The sequence below is a fragment of the Alteromonas macleodii ATCC 27126 genome (assembly GCF_000172635.2).
Classification (GTDB): domain Bacteria; phylum Pseudomonadota; class Gammaproteobacteria; order Enterobacterales; family Alteromonadaceae; genus Alteromonas; species Alteromonas macleodii.
Genome location: NC_018632.1, coordinates 915,531 through 932,627 on the forward strand (window position 1 = coordinate 915,531; position 17,097 = coordinate 932,627).

Below are 17,097 nucleotides of genomic sequence, written 5' to 3' on the forward strand. Positions count from 1 at the left end.
ATAAAAATGCCACTTCATAATACCTAGCAGGGGGTTGAAGTGATAGCTATATCCAGTGCTCGTTATCACAGCAAATATTAATAAAGTAGGCACCCATATTGTCCAATTTAGCGACGTGAAACTGGAAGTAAAAAGGGGAAGCAAATACAGAAGTAGAAAACCCATGTTTTCGCGGTCAGCTGCCTCTACAGTTGCTACAGAGAAATTAAACCTTTCTAGGTTTTTTTCGCGTATCGAAGCATCCATATACAAATCAAAATTAGGGATAGCGACGCTGAAACAGCTAGCCCTGCAAAAACCTTATTCCCTGCAAACCAAGCCACCCAAGCATATGTAAAGCCTACAGGCGCTATTGCAGTGCTAGTCAAAAGTATTTTGGCAAACGTGCTTAACACATACTGTCCTTAGTTTTGTTAATTAATATCCTAGCGTTTTAGGATAACTTAATAGTATCAAAAAAGTACATTAAATTGCGTCACCTGCTTTCAATGTTTCTAAAAAAGTAAAATTTGAAAGCTCACTATAAAATAGTGAATTTTAGGCTTGGATTGACAAATAAGGTGGAACAAGTAGCCTAAGAGGTGGAACAGAAGTGGAACAAAAGACTAAGAAAAGCGCTACAGGCCTTATTTTTACTGGGGGTTATAAGGGAAATGGTGGCCCCACCCTGACTTGAACAGGGGACCTGCCGATTATGAGTCGGATGCTCTAACCAACTGAGCTATGGGGCCATTTTGAGATGTGCTGTGCAGTTTTTTATTGCAAATTGCTATGCATAACAACCACAAGCGAGCGCAAGTATAAGCAGTTTTATTTGCCTTGTCACGCCTCGCTGGTGGCTTTGTGATTTGTTTGCTTTATTTTTGTTCACTAAGCTGTAGTTTATGTGCCTTGTTTGGTAATTTTACACGTCGCCACCCAAGAGCTAATGCCAAGCCTAATATGCTAAACAGAGTCGTAGAACCGCCTCCACCAGAGCTATTTGAATTAGTATCCGTTGGCAAGCTCACTACACTTTCGTTTACGGTAACAGTAACGGTGTCGCTGGCGCTAACTCCAAACTCATCCGTTGCAGTTAACGAAAAGGTTAAATTGCTTTGAGATGATGGGGCGGTAAAAGACATGGTTAATGTATCTGCATTTCTGATGGTAACCGTGTCGCCGGCGGTTTGCGTCCATTCTACGCTTGTTAACGCGCCTTCGGGGTCTTGGGCGCTTCCCGTTAATTCAACGCTGGCTCTTACATCGGTTTCAACATCTGTTCCTGCGTTTACCACAGGGGCTTGATTGCTCTCATCATCTTTTATCGTAATCAGCGTTTCTACCACACCACCTAGAAGATTGGTGTCTTGTGCAGCAAGCACTAAACGAAATTGTTCGTTGTCTTCTTCGATACTATCGTTAATAAGCGCAATATTGACGGTCTTCGAATTAGTTTCGCCGTCGCTCCAAGTTAGCGTGCCGCTTTGACTGACAAAGTCTTCATTGCTCACTGCTGTGCCGCTTTCCAGTGAATAGTTCACACTTACTTCGCCTTCACTTCCGCCTTGGCGAACAATGTTTAACGCAAGTTCAGAGTCGGTCTCTAAAATAGTGCGTTCGCCAGTGCTTAATTCAACTTTCCCTTGCTGGGCAGTACCGTTAATGGTGACTTGAGCATAGCCGCTACCAGAGGTGATGCCTCCTCCTTGCGGGTTAAATAACCTTACGAAAAATACTTCATTGCTTTCAGTATTTTCATTAGCACTGATGCTTAACGTGATGTTTTTAGCCTGTGTTTCAGATGCTCCCCAACTGAGTTCTCCAGACGCTAACATTACATCGCTGCTGGTGGCTGAACCCGCTATTACTTCATACGCAACTGTCATAGCCTCGGTTCCTGTCTTATTAACAGGAAGGCTTAAGGTTGGATCAGCATCCGTTTCATAATTAGCCTGAGAGAAGGCCGCAACTGTTGTTGCGCTTAACGTATTGTCTTTTAATACAAACAAACCGCGCTGAATATCACTAACCAAAATATTACCGCTAGGTAGAAACGGGTATACGCCCCAGGCACCATTAAAGTTGGTGCTGTTAAAAGCAGGGTAGGTGTCGAAAAAGCCAGCCTCTACAGGCGCGGTAGGATCTGAAATGTCTAGTACCGTTAAGCCACGCTCATAGTTAGACATATAGTAGCGGTTACCTCTCACGTAGCCGTTGTGATCGATAGTGCCGTTGTCACTGGTCCAAATGCTGGCGAGCACAGGTGTTGTGAGTGATGAAATATCAAAAATCATAACCCGGGTATTTAAGCTGAAGTTTCGCTCGTCCAACTCATCGTGTACAAAGGCGTACTGCTTGTCTTCACTAAACCAACCGCTATGGGTGTAGGCAACCTCGTTATAACTAATACTACTTAGTTCAGAGGTACTATTTGTGTTCGTGTGATCCCAAAGGCGCATTGCATCTTCATTGAAGTCAAGCATAACCGTACATCCATCAGCCGTAGCATTCACACAGTCAGTTTGCGCTCTTGCGTCGGTAACGTGCATAGATGACGCATCATGCGTATAGTCGGCACGTGTGAGACCGCTAGGTATGTAAGACGCGGTTGGTGTTTGAGGTGAGGTTAGCGTATATGAACGAAAGGCTCCGCCGTTACTATCCTGGCCAACCAAATGTAGCTGAGGCGCAGCGTCATTTAACGGTGTGTTTAGCGTGTAATCTACGTTAGAGATGTAGATATTGTGTGCACGGTTATCGTCGTTAATCCGCTTCGTTAAGCTAATACCATTAGGGAGGTCGTTAAGGTCAATGATGGTAAAACCTTCGGTTACGCTATCGGCACTGGCATAGGCATACGCTTTAAAACGCCCCGCAGCGCTATCGAAATACTGATAGACCTTAATGTCGCGCCATGTCGTACTTTGACCGGTAATTTCACCTACTACTACCGGTGCTGTTGGCTCGGTTACATCTACGACGGCAATGCTGGCCTGCATGCCAACAATGGCATATTCTCTACGGTTGTTTAAATCGACGTGCCCCCAAATATCGTTGGTACTATTTGATACCGACGACAATACGTTAACAGGTACGTTAGAGAGTAGATCGATATTGCTGCATGGGAAGTCGGCAGCCGTTCCATCTGTGCAAGCTTCATTTGCACTGACTTCGGTACTAAGGACCATGTGCGAAGATGCCTGTGCTTGAAGGGAAGACGCGGCTTTTCCGTCAGTTATACTGTCGAACCCTTTTTCATAAAGGGCTTCTGATAAATAGGTAGGCACATTAACTAGTGTAGTTTTGTGCAAGGCAGGCTTCTGTGCCTGGTAATGATCTTCACGAGAAAAGCCTCCTAATACGGGTAAAAGACTGTCGTTTAGAACTTGTGCATGCTGAGCGTTGTCGAAATAATATTGGCCTTCAGCAACGAGAATTTTGTCGCCTTTATTGGCCTGTCGCGCGGCATAGCTCAACGTTTTACAGGGCCTGAAACGGTTGTCACACTTGCCCGCGTCCACGCCGTCCTCGGCAACAAAACGTGCTTTGTCATGGTCTGTGTGTGCTTGTGCACCTTGACTCACAAATGCTAATAGCAGCACTATTAGCGTTAATGGGAATGCATTCATCTTGTCGTCCGCGCAAGTGTGTAATTAGAAAAAGGTAGTTTGTATAAAAAACTACCAGATATCCAAAGGAAGTACATACGTAAATGAAAATGCCTTTTCGCATGAGTGTCATGCCTTCGTTACTCTTTGCGGCGCTAGTGTCGTTAACCGGCTGTGATGTCATTAACCTCAAAGGAAGAGAGCCTGGTGAAATCCCGTTTAAGTTGGTGGGAGTCGATACGGGGGCATGTCCAATGATCATGAGTATTGGACAACAGCGATGGAATATAGATTACTTCGGTTTTTACCTTAGTAAGCCAGAAGTGCGCATTGATGGTAAGTGGCAGCGGGTTAAGTTTAAACAAACCCAATGGCAGACGCCGAATATAGCATTGCTAAAGTTTCACAATAAGTGCAACAACCCTGATGATGCCAATAGCAAAATTGTATTAGATGTATCGGAAGAGCTTTTAAAGCTGTCCACAAACTTGCGCTTCACTATGGGTCTTCCCTTCGACGATAATCACGCTAACCCGCTTACACAGCCTTCGCCATTGAATGACAGTACAATGTTTTGGAGCTGGCAAAACGGTCATAAGTTTTTGCGACTGGATGTGTCTAAAGGCTCAGAGGAAACACGCAAATGGTCTTATCATTTAGGTAGCGTGGGTTGCGATTCTGAATCAGCAGTCAGGCCACCTGAAAAATCGTGTGCTTTCACAAACCGGGTGGAGTTTATTCTGCCGATGACCCAGCTTGATACTGATTTAGATTTGGAAGTATCGGTGTCTAACATTGTCGCGCAAGTTGATATAAACGAAGCGCCAAGTTGTATGTTCGAGTCTCCCGAAACTGAGCCCTGTAAAAAGCTTATTCAGAATTTAGTGCACAGGCCTTGGATTAAGTGGCAGTAGCGGCACTTCTAATTTGCACTAGAAGGCGAGCTCTGCTCGCTTTCAAGGCGGCAATTATCGCTCTTGTTGTAATGATTTTAGGAGCGTGCAGTAAATCGCCCACGCCCTACACTTGGAATTTGCCTCACAATATTCCACCGCCTCCCGTTCCCGCAGACAATCCTGTGACCGAAGAAAGCGTAATTTTGGGAGAGAAGCTTTTCTTTGATAAGGGCTTAAGTGCTAACAACACGGTTTCATGCAGCAGCTGCCATGAACCAGAGCATGCTTTCTCTGAACCTAAGACGGTTTCAGTAGGCGCGAATGGAGACGCGCTAAACCGTAACGCATTAGCGCTAGTAAACGTGGCTTATAATGCATCCTTCACTTGGGCGCATAACAATTTAGAAAGTATAGAAAAGCAGCTGATGATCCCGCTTTTTAATGAACATCCGGTGGAAATGGGCGTTACGGGAAATGAAAAGCGTATATTAAAGCGCTTTGAGGGCAGCGAATATCGAGCGCTTTTTGAAGCGGCTTATGGTGATGATACACCCAATTTAAACAATATTGTAAAGGCGCTTGCTAGCTACGTGAGAAGTTTAGTGTCGTTTAATAGTGCTTTTGATAACTACGCTTACGCTCAAGATGACGATGCACTAACCGCCCAGCAGCTTGAAGGTTTGAATCTGTTTTTTTCAGAACGCACTGAGTGCTTTCATTGCCACGGAGGTCTGAACTTCACTCAATCGTCTAAGCATAGTTTTCAACCTTTTGCGGCTCAGCCTTTCCACAACACTGGCCTGTATAACGAAGATGGGAAGGGCAGTTATCCGGAATCGGACATGGGACTTTACAGCGTTACCCACAATAAACAAGACATGGGGAAGTTTAGAGCACCTACTTTGCGCAATATAGCCCTTACTGCGCCCTACATGCATGATGGCAGTATTGCCACCCTTGATGAAGTCATTGAGTTTTATGCTCGTGGGGGAAATCTGGCTGAAAGCCCTAACCCTTACCGCAGTCCGTTCATAAAAGGCTTTACGATTTCTGAAGATGAAAAGGCGGCGTTGGTTGCATTTTTGCGCAGTTTAACCGACGAGCAATTTGTAAAAACACACACTACACGCAAAAATTAGCGATTTATTGCTCATTTTGTGTAATTTATGTTTATACTTTGCACACATATATCAACCAAATGCTTATGTGCTGATTGTTAACATCGTGATAAACTCAATCACTTACATTCTTTGTTAATAACTATAAAGCAGGTGAGCGGTCGCGGAGATGAGAATGACTGAAAAACCCTTCATTACAAGTGGTCGAAATACCATCATTCATAAAATAAGAAAATTAGATCTATTGGTGATCAATGGTGATGAACATCCGCCAATTCTTGTTACTTATAAAGGTATTAAGCAGTACGAAGGCAAAGTGCCTGAAAACAAGCGCGATGCCAAGATGATGGACATGGAACTAGTAGATGTAACTACTAGCGATGTGTTTGGCGACGAAAAAACATTATTGTTCGTACAAACCCTAAATGGGAAAGAGTATAAAATCGATTACTCTAAAATTGGGACGAGCATGTTTATTAAGATTCACCAAGACAGTATTTTCTAAAACTCACCTTACCCCATATTGGGGTAGATGTGTTTTTAATTAATGGGGTTAGGCAATCTGGCCCCAGTTATCTGCCTTGAGTGAATTGAACCCTCCAATTACCCTTCCTTTTCCTTTAAGCTGTACGTAACGCTTTTTGAAAATGTTAAACCGGCAGATATCCACTGGCGTGACTTCCGATGCATTTACGCCACTTACAACACCTGCAGTCTCCAACCCCTCAGCAATTAACTCTGAACAGAACCAGCTATTAAAGTCTTCTTGATTGTAGCTTATGCTGCCGAACAGGGGATGTTCATCAATCGCGTCCACTGCTGAGCCGAATAGCTGTAGCACGTCGTAAGGTTTCCCGTCTTGTTCAAACATGAAGTTAAAGAAGTCTCGCTTATTTTGCTCAAAGATACTTCTTGAGGCGCTAGACAAGGGCAGCCACCAAATATCACCGTCATAAGATGCTACACGCTCGCTTAGTCTATTGGTCATTACCCCTCGCTTTCCTTTATAAGATTTAGCTTCCATGACTTGATTAAAATATCGATTAGAATCTTCATCGCGCATCTTCGTTTGCATAACTATTGCCACATGCGTTACCGCAGAGCGTGTAGTGAGTTTGGTCCAACGAGAAAATAGGCTATTGCCACCAAATGCGATGATGTCACCAGGCTGCATATGCTCTCTAATAAGGTGGTATTGTTGCTGCTCTAACATGGCTCTTCCTTGAATACGTGTTAAAAAATTAGATTATTGTCTGCACCGCTAGGCGGGCAAGAGTATTTGCTTATGATTTTCCACTTTGCAACGTATGCATTTATAAGAATGTTGCAAAGTGTGTGTTAAGTACGACTAATAACAGTTTAGACCGATTATTAAACCTTGGCTTTTGTGTACTTGTCGCAACGTCTCAAATAGCGGTGCTTTAACGTTTTTATAGCGTGAATTTTACAAAGTTTCACTAATTTAATGGTGCGGGGACAAAAGAGGTAGTCACCGCGTTGCCGAATATTATCAGAGGAACTTGTTATGTTTATGTCACGCCGTGTTACCCAACTTGCTTTACTAGGAATAACCTTGTCGCTTACTGCAACAGTAGCGAATGCCGCCCCGTATCCCAAGCATGTAGAAAAAAACTTAATTGCAGTGTGTGAAGCGGTAAAAAGCGATAGCCGTTTGCGATTGCATCGCGCCGTGAAAGCGACGGGTTTTAAAATGCGATATATCCATGAAGGATTAGTGTGCAACGGGCAAGACATGCTTACTTTTGCACTTACTCATAATGCATCTAAAAACGCACAACTGATTGCTCGTCGCATTAATGCTAGCCCTAGTGTACTAACAGCAAAACGCTAATGAAGAGTTTTCTACCCTGGCGATTGGGCTATGCAGCTTATAGCCCCTTTTTCGCTTATTTTTACTTTTCGCTGTCTACATCCCATCACTTATTAAGACTGGGATAGATAACACTGACAGCTATTACTGCTTGCACTTGCAAGGGATCGCAGATGATCGCACTGGTTTTTTTACACTCTGTTTCTATGCAAAACTCACTTTGCAAAATGCTAGAAAAGCTAGACGTATTCAGTCACGTTTATGGCGCTCAATCGGTAGGCCATTGTCTTGCGTTAGCAGAGAAATATCCTCAGTCCATCGGTTTCTATTCAGTCTCTCAGTCAAGTCGAAACCTTGCATCACGGTATTGGCTTGCAGTAGGAAATAAAGACGAAGAAGCGCTGTTAGCCTTTTCTCATAACGCGTCAGGATTTGTTAAATCACCACTTGAAGAACCCCAAGTATTAAACGCTATAGAGCATGTCAAAACCAAGTACCATTTTTATGAACGGGACTTTCAATTCAATATGCTGGTAAAGGGACTTTGTGAACAATATGGGGTGTCTGAACCTGCGCTTCTAGCTACATTGCGCCAGCAATTGAACAAAAGTGTTCAGCCAAATGTTGTAGGGATACGCGCTGAAAACGGTTGGTGTTGCTTAAATCCAGCAGAGATTAAATGGATTGAAGCTGCAGGTGACTACATGTGTGTTCAAACGCTATCAGAAAGCTACGTTGTCCGCACAACCTTGTGTGAATTACTTAAGCGTTTGGGAGAGCAGAATTTTAAACGCTGTAACCGCTCTGTGGCGGTCAACGCAAAACATATCGCGCACCTGGAGCAAAAACTCAATCAGCAGCGAGTTGTCATGCAAGGTGGCGAAGCGTTCAAGATTACTCACAAGTATTACTATCAGTTTTGGCTGACAGACTGAACGTCAAAGCGCATTTCAGTGCAACATTCTACTATACGACCATGGTACTGCTGGTGGTCTAACTCGCTTATCGTTACACTTACTCACTGAATTTTGGGAATAAGTACTGGGACCTGTAAGGCCTAATAAGGAGTGATAGTGCGAGATGTAAGAAATATGATAGTGGGCGCAGTTTTAGTGTTTGCTGCTTATTATCTTGGGCTTGTTGTCGTTAATGTGAGTGCCCTTCCTATACCAGGGCCATTAATGGGCTTATTCTTTTTACTCGCGATGCTTTTTCTTTTTCCTCAGCTTGAGGTTCACACGGCGCGCTTTGTTACTTTTCCCTTGAAGCATATGTCCTTACTGTTTATTCCAGCCGTACTTGGCGTATCTATTTATTGGGCTGACATTCAGTCCAATGCACTTGCCATTGCTATCGCGATTATTGTAACGACCTCGATAAGTTTAGGGATAACCGCTTGGTTTTCGCAGAAATTGTTTAATAGCAAAAGCGGCAGCGGCTCAGATGTGGCAAGCAAGGGTGGAAAGCAAGAATGAAGGAGGCTCTACATCAAGCATTTAGCTTAACGGGGTTATTGTGGCTTAGCGTTTCAATAATTGGCTACATTATTGCCCTTTGGGTGAACAAAAAATGCAAAGGTCACCCGCTAGCGCATCCCATTGTCGTTACCGCGCTGATTGTGTCAGCTGGCCTTTATTTAACTGAAACAGGGGTTACTGAGTATCAACAGGCGGCTTCTTTGTTGCATTGGTTGCTAGGGCCTATCACTGTGGCATTAGCACTACCCATTTACAGACAATGGCAAAAGCTAAGGCACTACGGCTGGCGGTTAATGGCGAGTATTGCTTTTGGTGGCATACTCGCGCCTTTCACCGCGTGGCTTACTTTGTTTGCACTAGATGCACCGCGTGCAATACAAATTACCATGTTAGCTAAATCAATCACCACGCCCCTTGCTATGGAGTCGAGTGCGCAGGTTGGCGGCATTCCCGCATTGGCTGCCGTTTTTGTCATTGTGACGGGTGTAGTTGGAGCCATTGTGGCTACTGGTGTGTTTGCGATCCTCAATGTACAAAATCGACAGGCGCAAGGTATTGCTATGGGCACGGTGGCCCACGCAATTGGTACAGCCAAAGCTATTCAAATGGGGGAAGACGTGGCGGCGATGGCGACTCTGGGCCTTTGTGTAAATGGTATATTTACTGCGTTGGCATTACCTGTCATTTTTGGTTTCTTTGTTTGATAGCTTTTCTCGTATCTTGGCGTTCTATCTATTTGTTGTGATTTAGTCTGACCAGACCTGCAATCACCCGCCTTGACTAAAAGGTGCACAAGCTGCTGTAAAAACGCGTAGCAAAGAATCAACGCGCCGTGATGTTTGTGAGTAAAAACGTGCTGGCAATATTCCCCAAAAGTGCTATTTCTTAGTGAGGTGTTTCGTATCACTATATATATGGTATCTATTCAAACAAAAAGTAACCGGGTTACTGCACTGGGGACCAATTGCGTCGATTCTAAGCCCAAATTACTAGTGCCCATGCGATTCAAATTGCTAGAAAATACCGGCGGTAGCTGGTTTCAAAAGCTAGGTGGTAAAAGAACTTAATGTTTTCTGTACTCGTATGTGACGACTCGTTAGTTGCGCGCAAGCAAGTGGCTAAATGCCTTCCTCAAGATTGGGAAGTGGCCGTACATTTTGCGAAGAATGGTCAAGATGCTCTATCGGCTCTCGCTGAAGGAAAGGGCGATCTTCTATTGCTCGACCTCAATATGCCCGTTTTAGATGGGTACGGCACATTAGAAGCAATTCAGAAACAAGGTCTTAAAACCAAAGTTATTGTTGTGTCTGGTGATATTCAGCCTGAAGCTCATGAAAGAGTGACATCGCTTGGCGCTTTGGACTTTATTCGAAAGCCGGTGGATCCTAAGAAGCTGGCCGAGGTACTAGATAAATTCAACATTCTTCATGTTGAAGAGGAAGAGCCGGAAGAAGTTTCACCGCTAGACCCTGAAATTCGCGATTGTTACCAAGAAATCACTAACATAGCCATGGGGCAAGCGGGGGATCATTTAGCCCGCACCATGAACGTGTTTGTTGAACTGCCTATTCCCAACGTTAATTTAATTGAAGTGTCTGAACTTCACATGATGCTTTCTGATATTGAGAGCCATGAGCAAGTTACTGCGGTATGCCAAGGCTTCTTAGGGCCAGGTGTTAGTGGTGAGGCGTTGTGTATTTTGAGCGACTCAAGCTTTGACGACGTGGCTAAAATACTCAATGTAGAAGGCGTAGTTGACGACCAGCTTCAGTTAGAGCTGCTTATGGATGCTGCGAGTATTTTGATTGGAACCTGTTTAACAGGACTGGCCCATCAAATGGACATTAACTTCAGCCAAGGCCATCCTATCGTACTTGGTCAACATCGTGCTATCACTGAAATTATTAGCATGAATCAAATAAAGTGGAAGCGAACCTTGGCGATTGAGCTTAGCTATGGCTTGGAAGGCTACAATGTTCAGTGTGATTTGATTTTGTTGTTCACGGAAGAGTCTATGAAAATGATGAATTCTAAACTCGCCCACTTGTTGGAGGATTTTTAATGAGCCAGCATTTAGATGAGTTACAAGAATTTCACTGGATGATGGACATGCTACAAACGGTAGACGTTGGCATTGTCGTACTAGACCGCAACTTCACCGTGCAAGTGTGGAACGGTTTTATGGAAAGTCACAGTGGGCTTTTGCCGAGTGAAGTAAGAGACAAAACGTTATTTTCGTTATTTCCCGCAATCAAACAAGACTGGTTTATTAAGAAAGCTAAGCCCGTTTTCGACCTAAAAACCCGTGCCTTTATGACATGGGAACAACGCCCTTATTTGTTCAAGTTTCCAAACTACCGGCCGATTACAGGTAGTGAGTCATTCATGTACCAAAACATTACACTTTCTCCTCTTACTTCTGCGACGGGTAAGGTGGATTTTATCAGTATGATGATTTACGACATGACTGATGTAGCGGTAGGTAAAAAGCAGCTAGAAGCGCTACAAGTAACAGTGTCTGAAGCGCAAGAAGCAAGCTCACAATCAGATAGAGCAAAGAAAACCTTCTTATAACCGCTACGTGTAATCCGTGAGAGTATATTGTTTATCTTGCGGCTCTATCTACATCAAGTTTTTACTCGCACTGAGCATAGAACAGCAGCACAGAGTGCGATGGGAGTACGTATGCAATCAAGTTCGTCTTCATTTTCAAGCTACCTTCCTCGCACCGTAATACGCGGGCTTGCAGTTATTGGTGGTGCTTTCATTCTAGCAGCCTGCGGTGGTGGCGGAGGAGGAGATGGTGACTCTAGTGGTGGGGGATCTGGCAATGGCAACTTAGTTGTTAATGCAGGCGCTAACGCTACCGTAACGGAAGGCGTGACCTATTCACTAAGTGCACAAGTGAGTGGTGGTGATGGCACGTATACGTACAACTGGAGCGCGTCTCCATCGCTGACCATTACACATGAGGACACCAACGCTTCTGCAGCGAGCTTCGTTGCGCCGTTAGTTAATAGCGCCACTGAATACACGCTTACCGTCTCGGTAAACGATCAAAGCGGTAATACGGCTAGTGACTTCACGGTAATTACTGTTGCGCCGGTAAACATAGCGCCGGAAGCAAGTATTGATGTGCCTGCGTGGGAAGGCCTTCCAGCGAATACTTTTCCAGGCGGTGTTGAAATTATTTTTGATGGCACGGGAAGCAGCGATACTGACTCATCTACGTCCGATGGCGAAATTGCCGATTATGTTTGGTCTCAAACCAGCGGCACTAACGTTATTACGGGGGTGGAAACGAACCTTTCTACCTTAACAATTACTACGCCTATCGCTAACGAGTCTCAGGAACTCACTTTCCAACTTGAAGTAACTGATAGCGAAGGTGCAACCGACGTAGACACAGTGACAATCTCAGTGCAGTCTGAAACCGAGACACTGCCTGTGGTTGATGCAGGCTTCTCGCAAGGCGTTTTCAGTGGTGAGGTGGTTATTTTGGATGGTGAAGCAAGCACCAGTATTCCCAGTGCTTTACCGCTTACTTATTCTTGGGAGCGCAGTAACAACGTTACATCTAACAATGGGGCAAACACGGGAGTGGCAGCTCGCCCAGTAGATGACAACGATGCACTATCTACGTTTGCTATTGCCCCTTCCGTATCTACCGCGACTGTGGTGGCCTATACACTTACTGTAACAGACGCTAACAACAACAGTGTTGAAGACACCATTAACGTTAGAATACGCCCCATGCCGACGCCGCTATTGAACGACACGGGATTTTTGCAGCAAGCCACAAATAATGCGTTAACAGAGGCGCAGCAAAATGATTTTCCTGGCCAAGACGGACAACGCGGAGCTGATATTATTGAACAGAACGGCTTAATTGAAAAAGCTGGGCGTGGTAAAGCCGGCTTCGACTTTACCCGTTTAAATGCCAATGGCGACGAACAAGACGCCAGCGCAGATACGTGGTCGTGCGTTCGTGACAATGTCACCGGATTGGTGTGGGAAGTTAAAACTGACGATGGCGCATTTCAAGATAAAGACTACACCTATTCTTGGTACAGCGAAGAGGTAAATGGTGGTTTTGAGGGCGACCAGACAGGCGCGAATGCAACGTGCTTATTAACCAGCTGTAATACCTCTGCATATGTACAGGCGGTTAACGCACAAGGGCTGTGTGGTTTTTACGACTGGCGACTACCTACTCACCATGAACTCTTTTCGTTAATGCATTTAGGCATTGCCGACGACGTGGCCATTGATGAAGATTACTTCCCTAACACCGGTGCAGTCTCTACCGAGCCCCTATGGTATTGGACCTCAGTGCCAAGTGCTGATGGGGTAAACAGTGATGATGCACAAAATGCATGGGCATTGGATTTCGATTCAGGTGTCGATAACTTTCTTAATAAGTCATCAGCGGCGCGTGTTCGTCTTGTAAGAGCAGGGAGATAGTCATGAGCAATAAAGTTAATAAATCCGCTCAACGCGTACTGAAAAGCGCAGTGCTAACTACACTCAAAATGGTTGCGGCCTCGACGTTGCTTGCTAGTGCATCGCTTTCAGCTTTCGCTCAAGAGTGCTTGTCTGATGGACTAGAAACCACGCCCAACGATAACTTTGAAGCAGTGACTACCAGTACTTTGTTGGATACCACCACAGATTTAGTATGGAGACGATGTTCCGAAGGGCAAACTTGGGACGGCTCAACTTGCAGTGGTGAAGCGGTGAAGTATACGTGGCAGCAGGCGCTACAACTTGCGCAGCAGGCGAGTAACGAAGACCTGCTAGGATGGCGCTTGCCCAACGTTAAAGAGTTGGCCACCTTAACGGAACGCGACTGCGTACGCCCGGCGATTAATAGCTCGCTTTTTCCTGCAACGCCGCCAGATGATTTTTGGACTTCTACCCCTTCGGCAGATGATCCAGACAGAGCCTGGGTTGTTGCATTCTTTAATGCGAGCCATTCGATTAAAGAGAAAGACCGTTTCATTTACGTACGACTGGTGCGCACCTACACCAACGAATAGGTGTAGATAAAGATCTACACCGCTTCGTATTAGTCTTTCGTCTAGTATCTGACCCTTAGACTTTTTATCAACAAAGCACGCTCTATAATGCGTGCTTTGTTTTTTGGTTTGAACGTCAATTTTAAAGAAAATCGACACTCTTGCTTAGAGCCTGTTGACCTTTGGTGAATAACAAAAGTCTACAGGACCTAGTATCAAGCTGCGTTTTGAGTAGATTGATAATATCGACATGTTCAACCTGATTTTTAGCACGTTAGACTCATGATGGCTTTTTATTTCCCAGTAAGCTAGCCACAATGTTGGTATGAAAATGATATCGAGCCTTAAGGCTGCCCTTTTTACAATTTGTTTATTCGCTGGACTTAGCACATCGGCGCAGGCTGAATATACCTGTAATATCGATTTTGCTTACGGTATTGCCGTTAATAACGAACAGCTTCGCGTAATGGATAAAACCCGCACCGTAGTTCAGATTAATGACCAAAACCAGCTATTTGTAGGTGGACGTTGGCAAACCTTGAATGAGCAAGAACGGCAGTGGCTAGAAGAGTATTCTTCAGGGTTACACTATGTAGTACCAAAAATGATTATTTTGGCCACCGAAGGTGTAGATTTAGCTATTGATACCATTGAGCATGTTTACTTAGGCTTAGTAGGCAGTGATCACGACAGCTACGAGCGTTTGAATGCTGCTATGAAGCGTGTTCAAAACCGCGTGAAAGATAAATTCAGGCATGCGAGTAATCATTATTTTATCGGCCCTGGATCACTGGAAAGCGTTGATGAATTCGTGGATAGTGAAATTGAAGCACAGCTTGAGGAAGCAATTTCTACCTCAGTAGGCGGTATATTATCGGCGATCAGTGGTATCAACACTGGAAGCGGCGAGGTTAACCAAGAGAAAGTAGCGGAAATTACTCGTCAGCTTAACAATGTGGGCGAGCATCTTGATGTGGGTGATAAAGCCACCACTTTACGTAAAAAAGCCGAGTGGTTCTGTGAAAAGCTTAAGCGCCTAGATATAGCGGAAGAAAACCTTCGAGCAAGTGTGCCTGCATTCAAGCCTTACAATATCATTACGCGACATGATAAGAGTGAAAACTAGTTGAAATAAGTATTACGTGTACTAATTCTGGTTAAAGACTGAAAAGCCTGCGTGAGCAGGCTTTTTTGATCTAGCTTTTTGGTTGGCTCAAATGGGCAAGATTATACGAAGCACGACAGCAGAGAGTTGAGATATCTACGTCCTTTAGCAGTTACCTGCCAGTGACTATCTGAAATAGAAAGCAGCCCTTGGTGATGAGCATCAGACAGTGCGCGTTTAACGTCATCCGTTAACTCAGTACCTGTGAAGTCACTAAAATCACTCATCGGGCAAGGCTCAACTAAACGAAACCTATTCATAAAAAACTCAAACGGTAGGTCGTCTGCACTAACCAGCGTTTGCGTATCTAAATACGGGCGGCTCATTTCCATATAGCCTCTTGGATGCTTCACTTTAACGGTACGATGAATTGTGCCGTTAGCGGCATCGGTAATCTTCCCGTGGGCACCGCATCCAATACCTAAGTAATCGCCAAAACGCCAGTAATTCAGGTTATGGCGGCATTGGTGCCCGGCTTTGGCGTAGCCTGAAATTTCGTACTGGTGATAGCCTGCACGCTCTAAGAGGCTGTGGCCTTTTTCCTGTATTTCCCACAGGATGTCGTCGTCTGGCAGTTCTGGCGGCTTTGAATAGAAAGGCGTGTTTGGCTCGATGGTAAGCTGGTACCACGACAAGTGGTAAGGATCGAGCTCAATACCTTGCTTTAAATCTCCCATGGCATTCTCTACGCTTTGCTCAGGTAGACCATGCATGAGATCTAAATTAAACGTGGGTAGCCCCGCGCTGTGTGCTTGTTTTACCGCATTTTCAGCTTGGCTTTCATTGTGAATACGGCCTAGCACTTTTAAATGCTTAGGCTGGAAACTCTGAATGCCCACCGATATTCGGTTTATGCCTGCCTGATAAAAGCCCGCAAACTTACCTGCCTCAACGGTACCTGGGTTGGCTTCCATGGTGATTTCAGCAGTGTCGCTTAAGTTAACCCGCTGTTTGACGCCTTTTAAGATGTCAGCCATGGCCTCGCTTGAAAACAAACTGGGCGTGCCACCGCCTATAAAGATTGTCTCAACAGGGCGGTCGGCAATACGTTTTGCATCAATGGCTAAGTCGTCTAGCAAGTGCGCCACATATTCTTTCTCGGGTAAATCAGACTTAAGCCCGTGAGAGTTAAAATCACAGTACGGACACTTTTGAACACACCAAGGAATGTGAATATAAAGGCTAAGCGGTGGATTACGCAAAAGTCGCTCTCATATTATCAAGCAAAATCGCTAGGGCATTGCCGCGATGGCTAATACGGTTCTTTTCGGCTTTCTCCAATTCTGCTGCAGTGCAGCCATGAGTTGGCACGTGAAATACCGGGTCGTAACCAAAACCGTCGTTACCAGAGCGAGCGGTTAAAATTTCACCTTGCCACTTACCTTGACTAACCAATGGTACTGGGTCGTCAGCATGGCGCATAAACACTAATGTACAGAAGAAATGCGCTTTACGCTGGGTTTCGCCATCTAGGGCAGCTAATAGCTTGTCGATATTGGTATCGTCAGTTGCATCAGCGCCAGCATAGCGGGCTGAATAAATACCGGGTGCACCGCCAAGGGCGTCAACCACTAAGCCTGAGTCGTCAGCAATAGCCGGAAGGCCTGTTACTTGAGCCGCATGACGCGCTTTAATAATGGCATTTTCAACGAATGTTGTGCCTGTTTCAGGCACATCAGATACACCTAATTCTTTTTGCGCCACAACGTCTACGCCGTAATCTGCAAATAAGGATGCAAACTCTCGCACCTTGCCTTGATTACCTGTGGCTAAAACAATTTTTTCTGGGAATTTCATGGTGCCAGACTCCTCGTTTTTTCTTTGCTCCTGAAATAAGCTCAAACACATTCATCGGGTTACTTTAGGTTATTCAGGACGAAGGTTGGGAGTGGTTTGAGCAAACCCTCTGCCGCAGGGATGCGGCAGCGGAGCGCACATGGATGTGTTTACCGCGTGTTTGCGAAAGCCACTCCCAACCTTCGGCCATCGCATCGCTCACCC

The 17,097-nt window shown here is 45.0% G+C and carries 16 protein-coding genes and 1 tRNA gene; 12 read left to right on the forward strand and 5 right to left on the reverse strand.

Annotated elements, in window-relative coordinates; translation table 11 throughout:
* Nucleotides 1-654: 654 nt before the first annotated feature.
* Both MASE_RS03925 and MASE_RS03930 read right to left on the reverse strand, forming a co-directional pair.
* Nucleotides 655-731, reverse strand: a tRNA-Ile gene (locus MASE_RS03925).
* 126 nt (nucleotides 732-857) lie between these two features.
* Complete coding sequence (locus MASE_RS03930) at nucleotides 858-3,611, reverse strand: choice-of-anchor B family protein (RefSeq protein WP_014948460.1); 2,754 nt, start codon at nucleotides 3,609-3,611, stop codon at nucleotides 858-860.
* An 83-nt stretch (nucleotides 3,612-3,694) separates the two neighbouring features.
* Between MASE_RS03930 and MASE_RS03935 the strand changes: the two genes are divergently transcribed.
* The 3 genes from MASE_RS03935 to MASE_RS03945 all read left to right on the forward strand — a co-directional run bounded on the left by MASE_RS03935 (nucleotide 3,695) and on the right by MASE_RS03945 (nucleotide 6,109).
* The gene (locus MASE_RS03935; RefSeq protein ID WP_014948461.1) at nucleotides 3,695-4,504 is read left to right on the forward strand and encodes an MbnP family copper-binding protein; all 810 of its coding nucleotides are present in this window, start codon (nucleotides 3,695-3,697) and stop codon (nucleotides 4,502-4,504) included.
* A gap of 71 nt (nucleotides 4,505-4,575) precedes the next feature.
* A complete protein-coding gene (locus tag MASE_RS03940; protein WP_014948462.1) occupies nucleotides 4,576-5,625 on the forward strand; it encodes an MbnH family di-heme enzyme in 1,050 nt (349 codons plus the stop codon).
* Nucleotides 5,626-5,779: 154 nt separating this feature from the next.
* Entirely contained in the window at nucleotides 5,780-6,109 is a 330-nt protein-coding gene (locus MASE_RS03945) for a hypothetical protein (protein WP_014948463.1), read from the forward strand.
* Between the two features lie 48 nt (nucleotides 6,110-6,157).
* On the opposite strand, the gene MASE_RS03950 is transcribed toward MASE_RS03945, so the two are convergent.
* Nucleotides 6,158-6,817 carry a hypothetical protein gene (locus tag MASE_RS03950; RefSeq protein WP_014948464.1) on the reverse strand — a complete coding sequence of 220 codons (660 nt, stop codon included), beginning with the start codon at nucleotides 6,815-6,817 and terminating at the stop codon, nucleotides 6,158-6,160.
* A 312-nt stretch (nucleotides 6,818-7,129) separates the two neighbouring features.
* Here MASE_RS03950 and MASE_RS03955 point away from each other — a divergent pair, with 312 nt between their 5' ends.
* From MASE_RS03955 to MASE_RS04000, 9 genes are all read left to right on the forward strand, one after another.
* Nucleotides 7,130-7,456 carry a DUF3718 domain-containing protein gene (locus MASE_RS03955; RefSeq protein ID WP_014948465.1) on the forward strand — a complete coding sequence of 109 codons (327 nt, stop codon included), beginning with the start codon at nucleotides 7,130-7,132 and terminating at the stop codon, nucleotides 7,454-7,456.
* Nucleotides 7,457-7,608: 152 nt separating this feature from the next.
* Nucleotides 7,609-8,370: a LytR/AlgR family response regulator transcription factor gene (locus MASE_RS03960; protein WP_014948466.1), complete on the forward strand. Its 762-nt coding sequence runs from the start codon at nucleotides 7,609-7,611 to the stop codon at nucleotides 8,368-8,370.
* 138 nt (nucleotides 8,371-8,508) lie between these two features.
* The gene (locus MASE_RS03965; protein ID WP_014948467.1) at nucleotides 8,509-8,910 is read left to right on the forward strand and encodes a CidA/LrgA family protein; all 402 of its coding nucleotides are present in this window, start codon (nucleotides 8,509-8,511) and stop codon (nucleotides 8,908-8,910) included.
* Nucleotides 8,907-9,617, forward strand: a complete 711-nt coding sequence (locus tag MASE_RS03970) for an LrgB family protein (protein WP_014948468.1) — start codon at nucleotides 8,907-8,909, stop codon at nucleotides 9,615-9,617. The genes MASE_RS03965 and MASE_RS03970 overlap by 4 nt, the downstream gene beginning before the upstream one ends.
* A gap of 362 nt (nucleotides 9,618-9,979) precedes the next feature.
* Nucleotides 9,980-10,975 (forward strand): response regulator, encoded by a 996-nt coding sequence (locus tag MASE_RS03980; RefSeq protein WP_014948469.1) that lies wholly within the window; start codon nucleotides 9,980-9,982, stop codon nucleotides 10,973-10,975.
* Complete coding sequence (locus MASE_RS03985; protein ID WP_014948470.1) at nucleotides 10,975-11,487, forward strand: PAS domain-containing protein; 513 nt, start codon at nucleotides 10,975-10,977, stop codon at nucleotides 11,485-11,487. Before MASE_RS03980 ends, MASE_RS03985 begins: the two co-directional genes overlap by 1 nt.
* A 111-nt stretch (nucleotides 11,488-11,598) precedes the next feature.
* A complete protein-coding gene (locus tag MASE_RS03990; RefSeq protein WP_014948471.1) occupies nucleotides 11,599-13,377 on the forward strand; it encodes an Lcl C-terminal domain-containing protein in 1,779 nt (592 codons plus the stop codon).
* A 2-nt stretch (nucleotides 13,378-13,379) separates the two neighbouring features.
* Nucleotides 13,380-13,952: an Lcl C-terminal domain-containing protein gene (locus MASE_RS03995; RefSeq protein WP_014948472.1), complete on the forward strand. Its 573-nt coding sequence runs from the start codon at nucleotides 13,380-13,382 to the stop codon at nucleotides 13,950-13,952.
* 310 nt (nucleotides 13,953-14,262) lie between these two features.
* Nucleotides 14,263-15,057 (forward strand): YggN family protein, encoded by a 795-nt coding sequence (locus tag MASE_RS04000; RefSeq protein ID WP_014978492.1) that lies wholly within the window; start codon nucleotides 14,263-14,265, stop codon nucleotides 15,055-15,057.
* A gap of 101 nt (nucleotides 15,058-15,158) precedes the next feature.
* Here the strand turns inward: MASE_RS04000 and hemW are convergent, their stop codons facing one another.
* Together hemW and MASE_RS04010 are read right to left on the reverse strand one after the other, a co-directional pair.
* Nucleotides 15,159-16,298 (reverse strand): radical SAM family heme chaperone HemW, encoded by a 1,140-nt coding sequence (hemW, locus tag MASE_RS04005; RefSeq protein WP_014948474.1) that lies wholly within the window; start codon nucleotides 16,296-16,298, stop codon nucleotides 15,159-15,161.
* Nucleotides 16,291-16,893, reverse strand: a complete 603-nt coding sequence (locus MASE_RS04010; protein ID WP_014948475.1) for an XTP/dITP diphosphatase — start codon at nucleotides 16,891-16,893, stop codon at nucleotides 16,291-16,293. The genes hemW and MASE_RS04010 overlap by 8 nt, the downstream gene beginning before the upstream one ends.
* Nucleotides 16,894-17,097 lie beyond the last annotated feature (204 nt).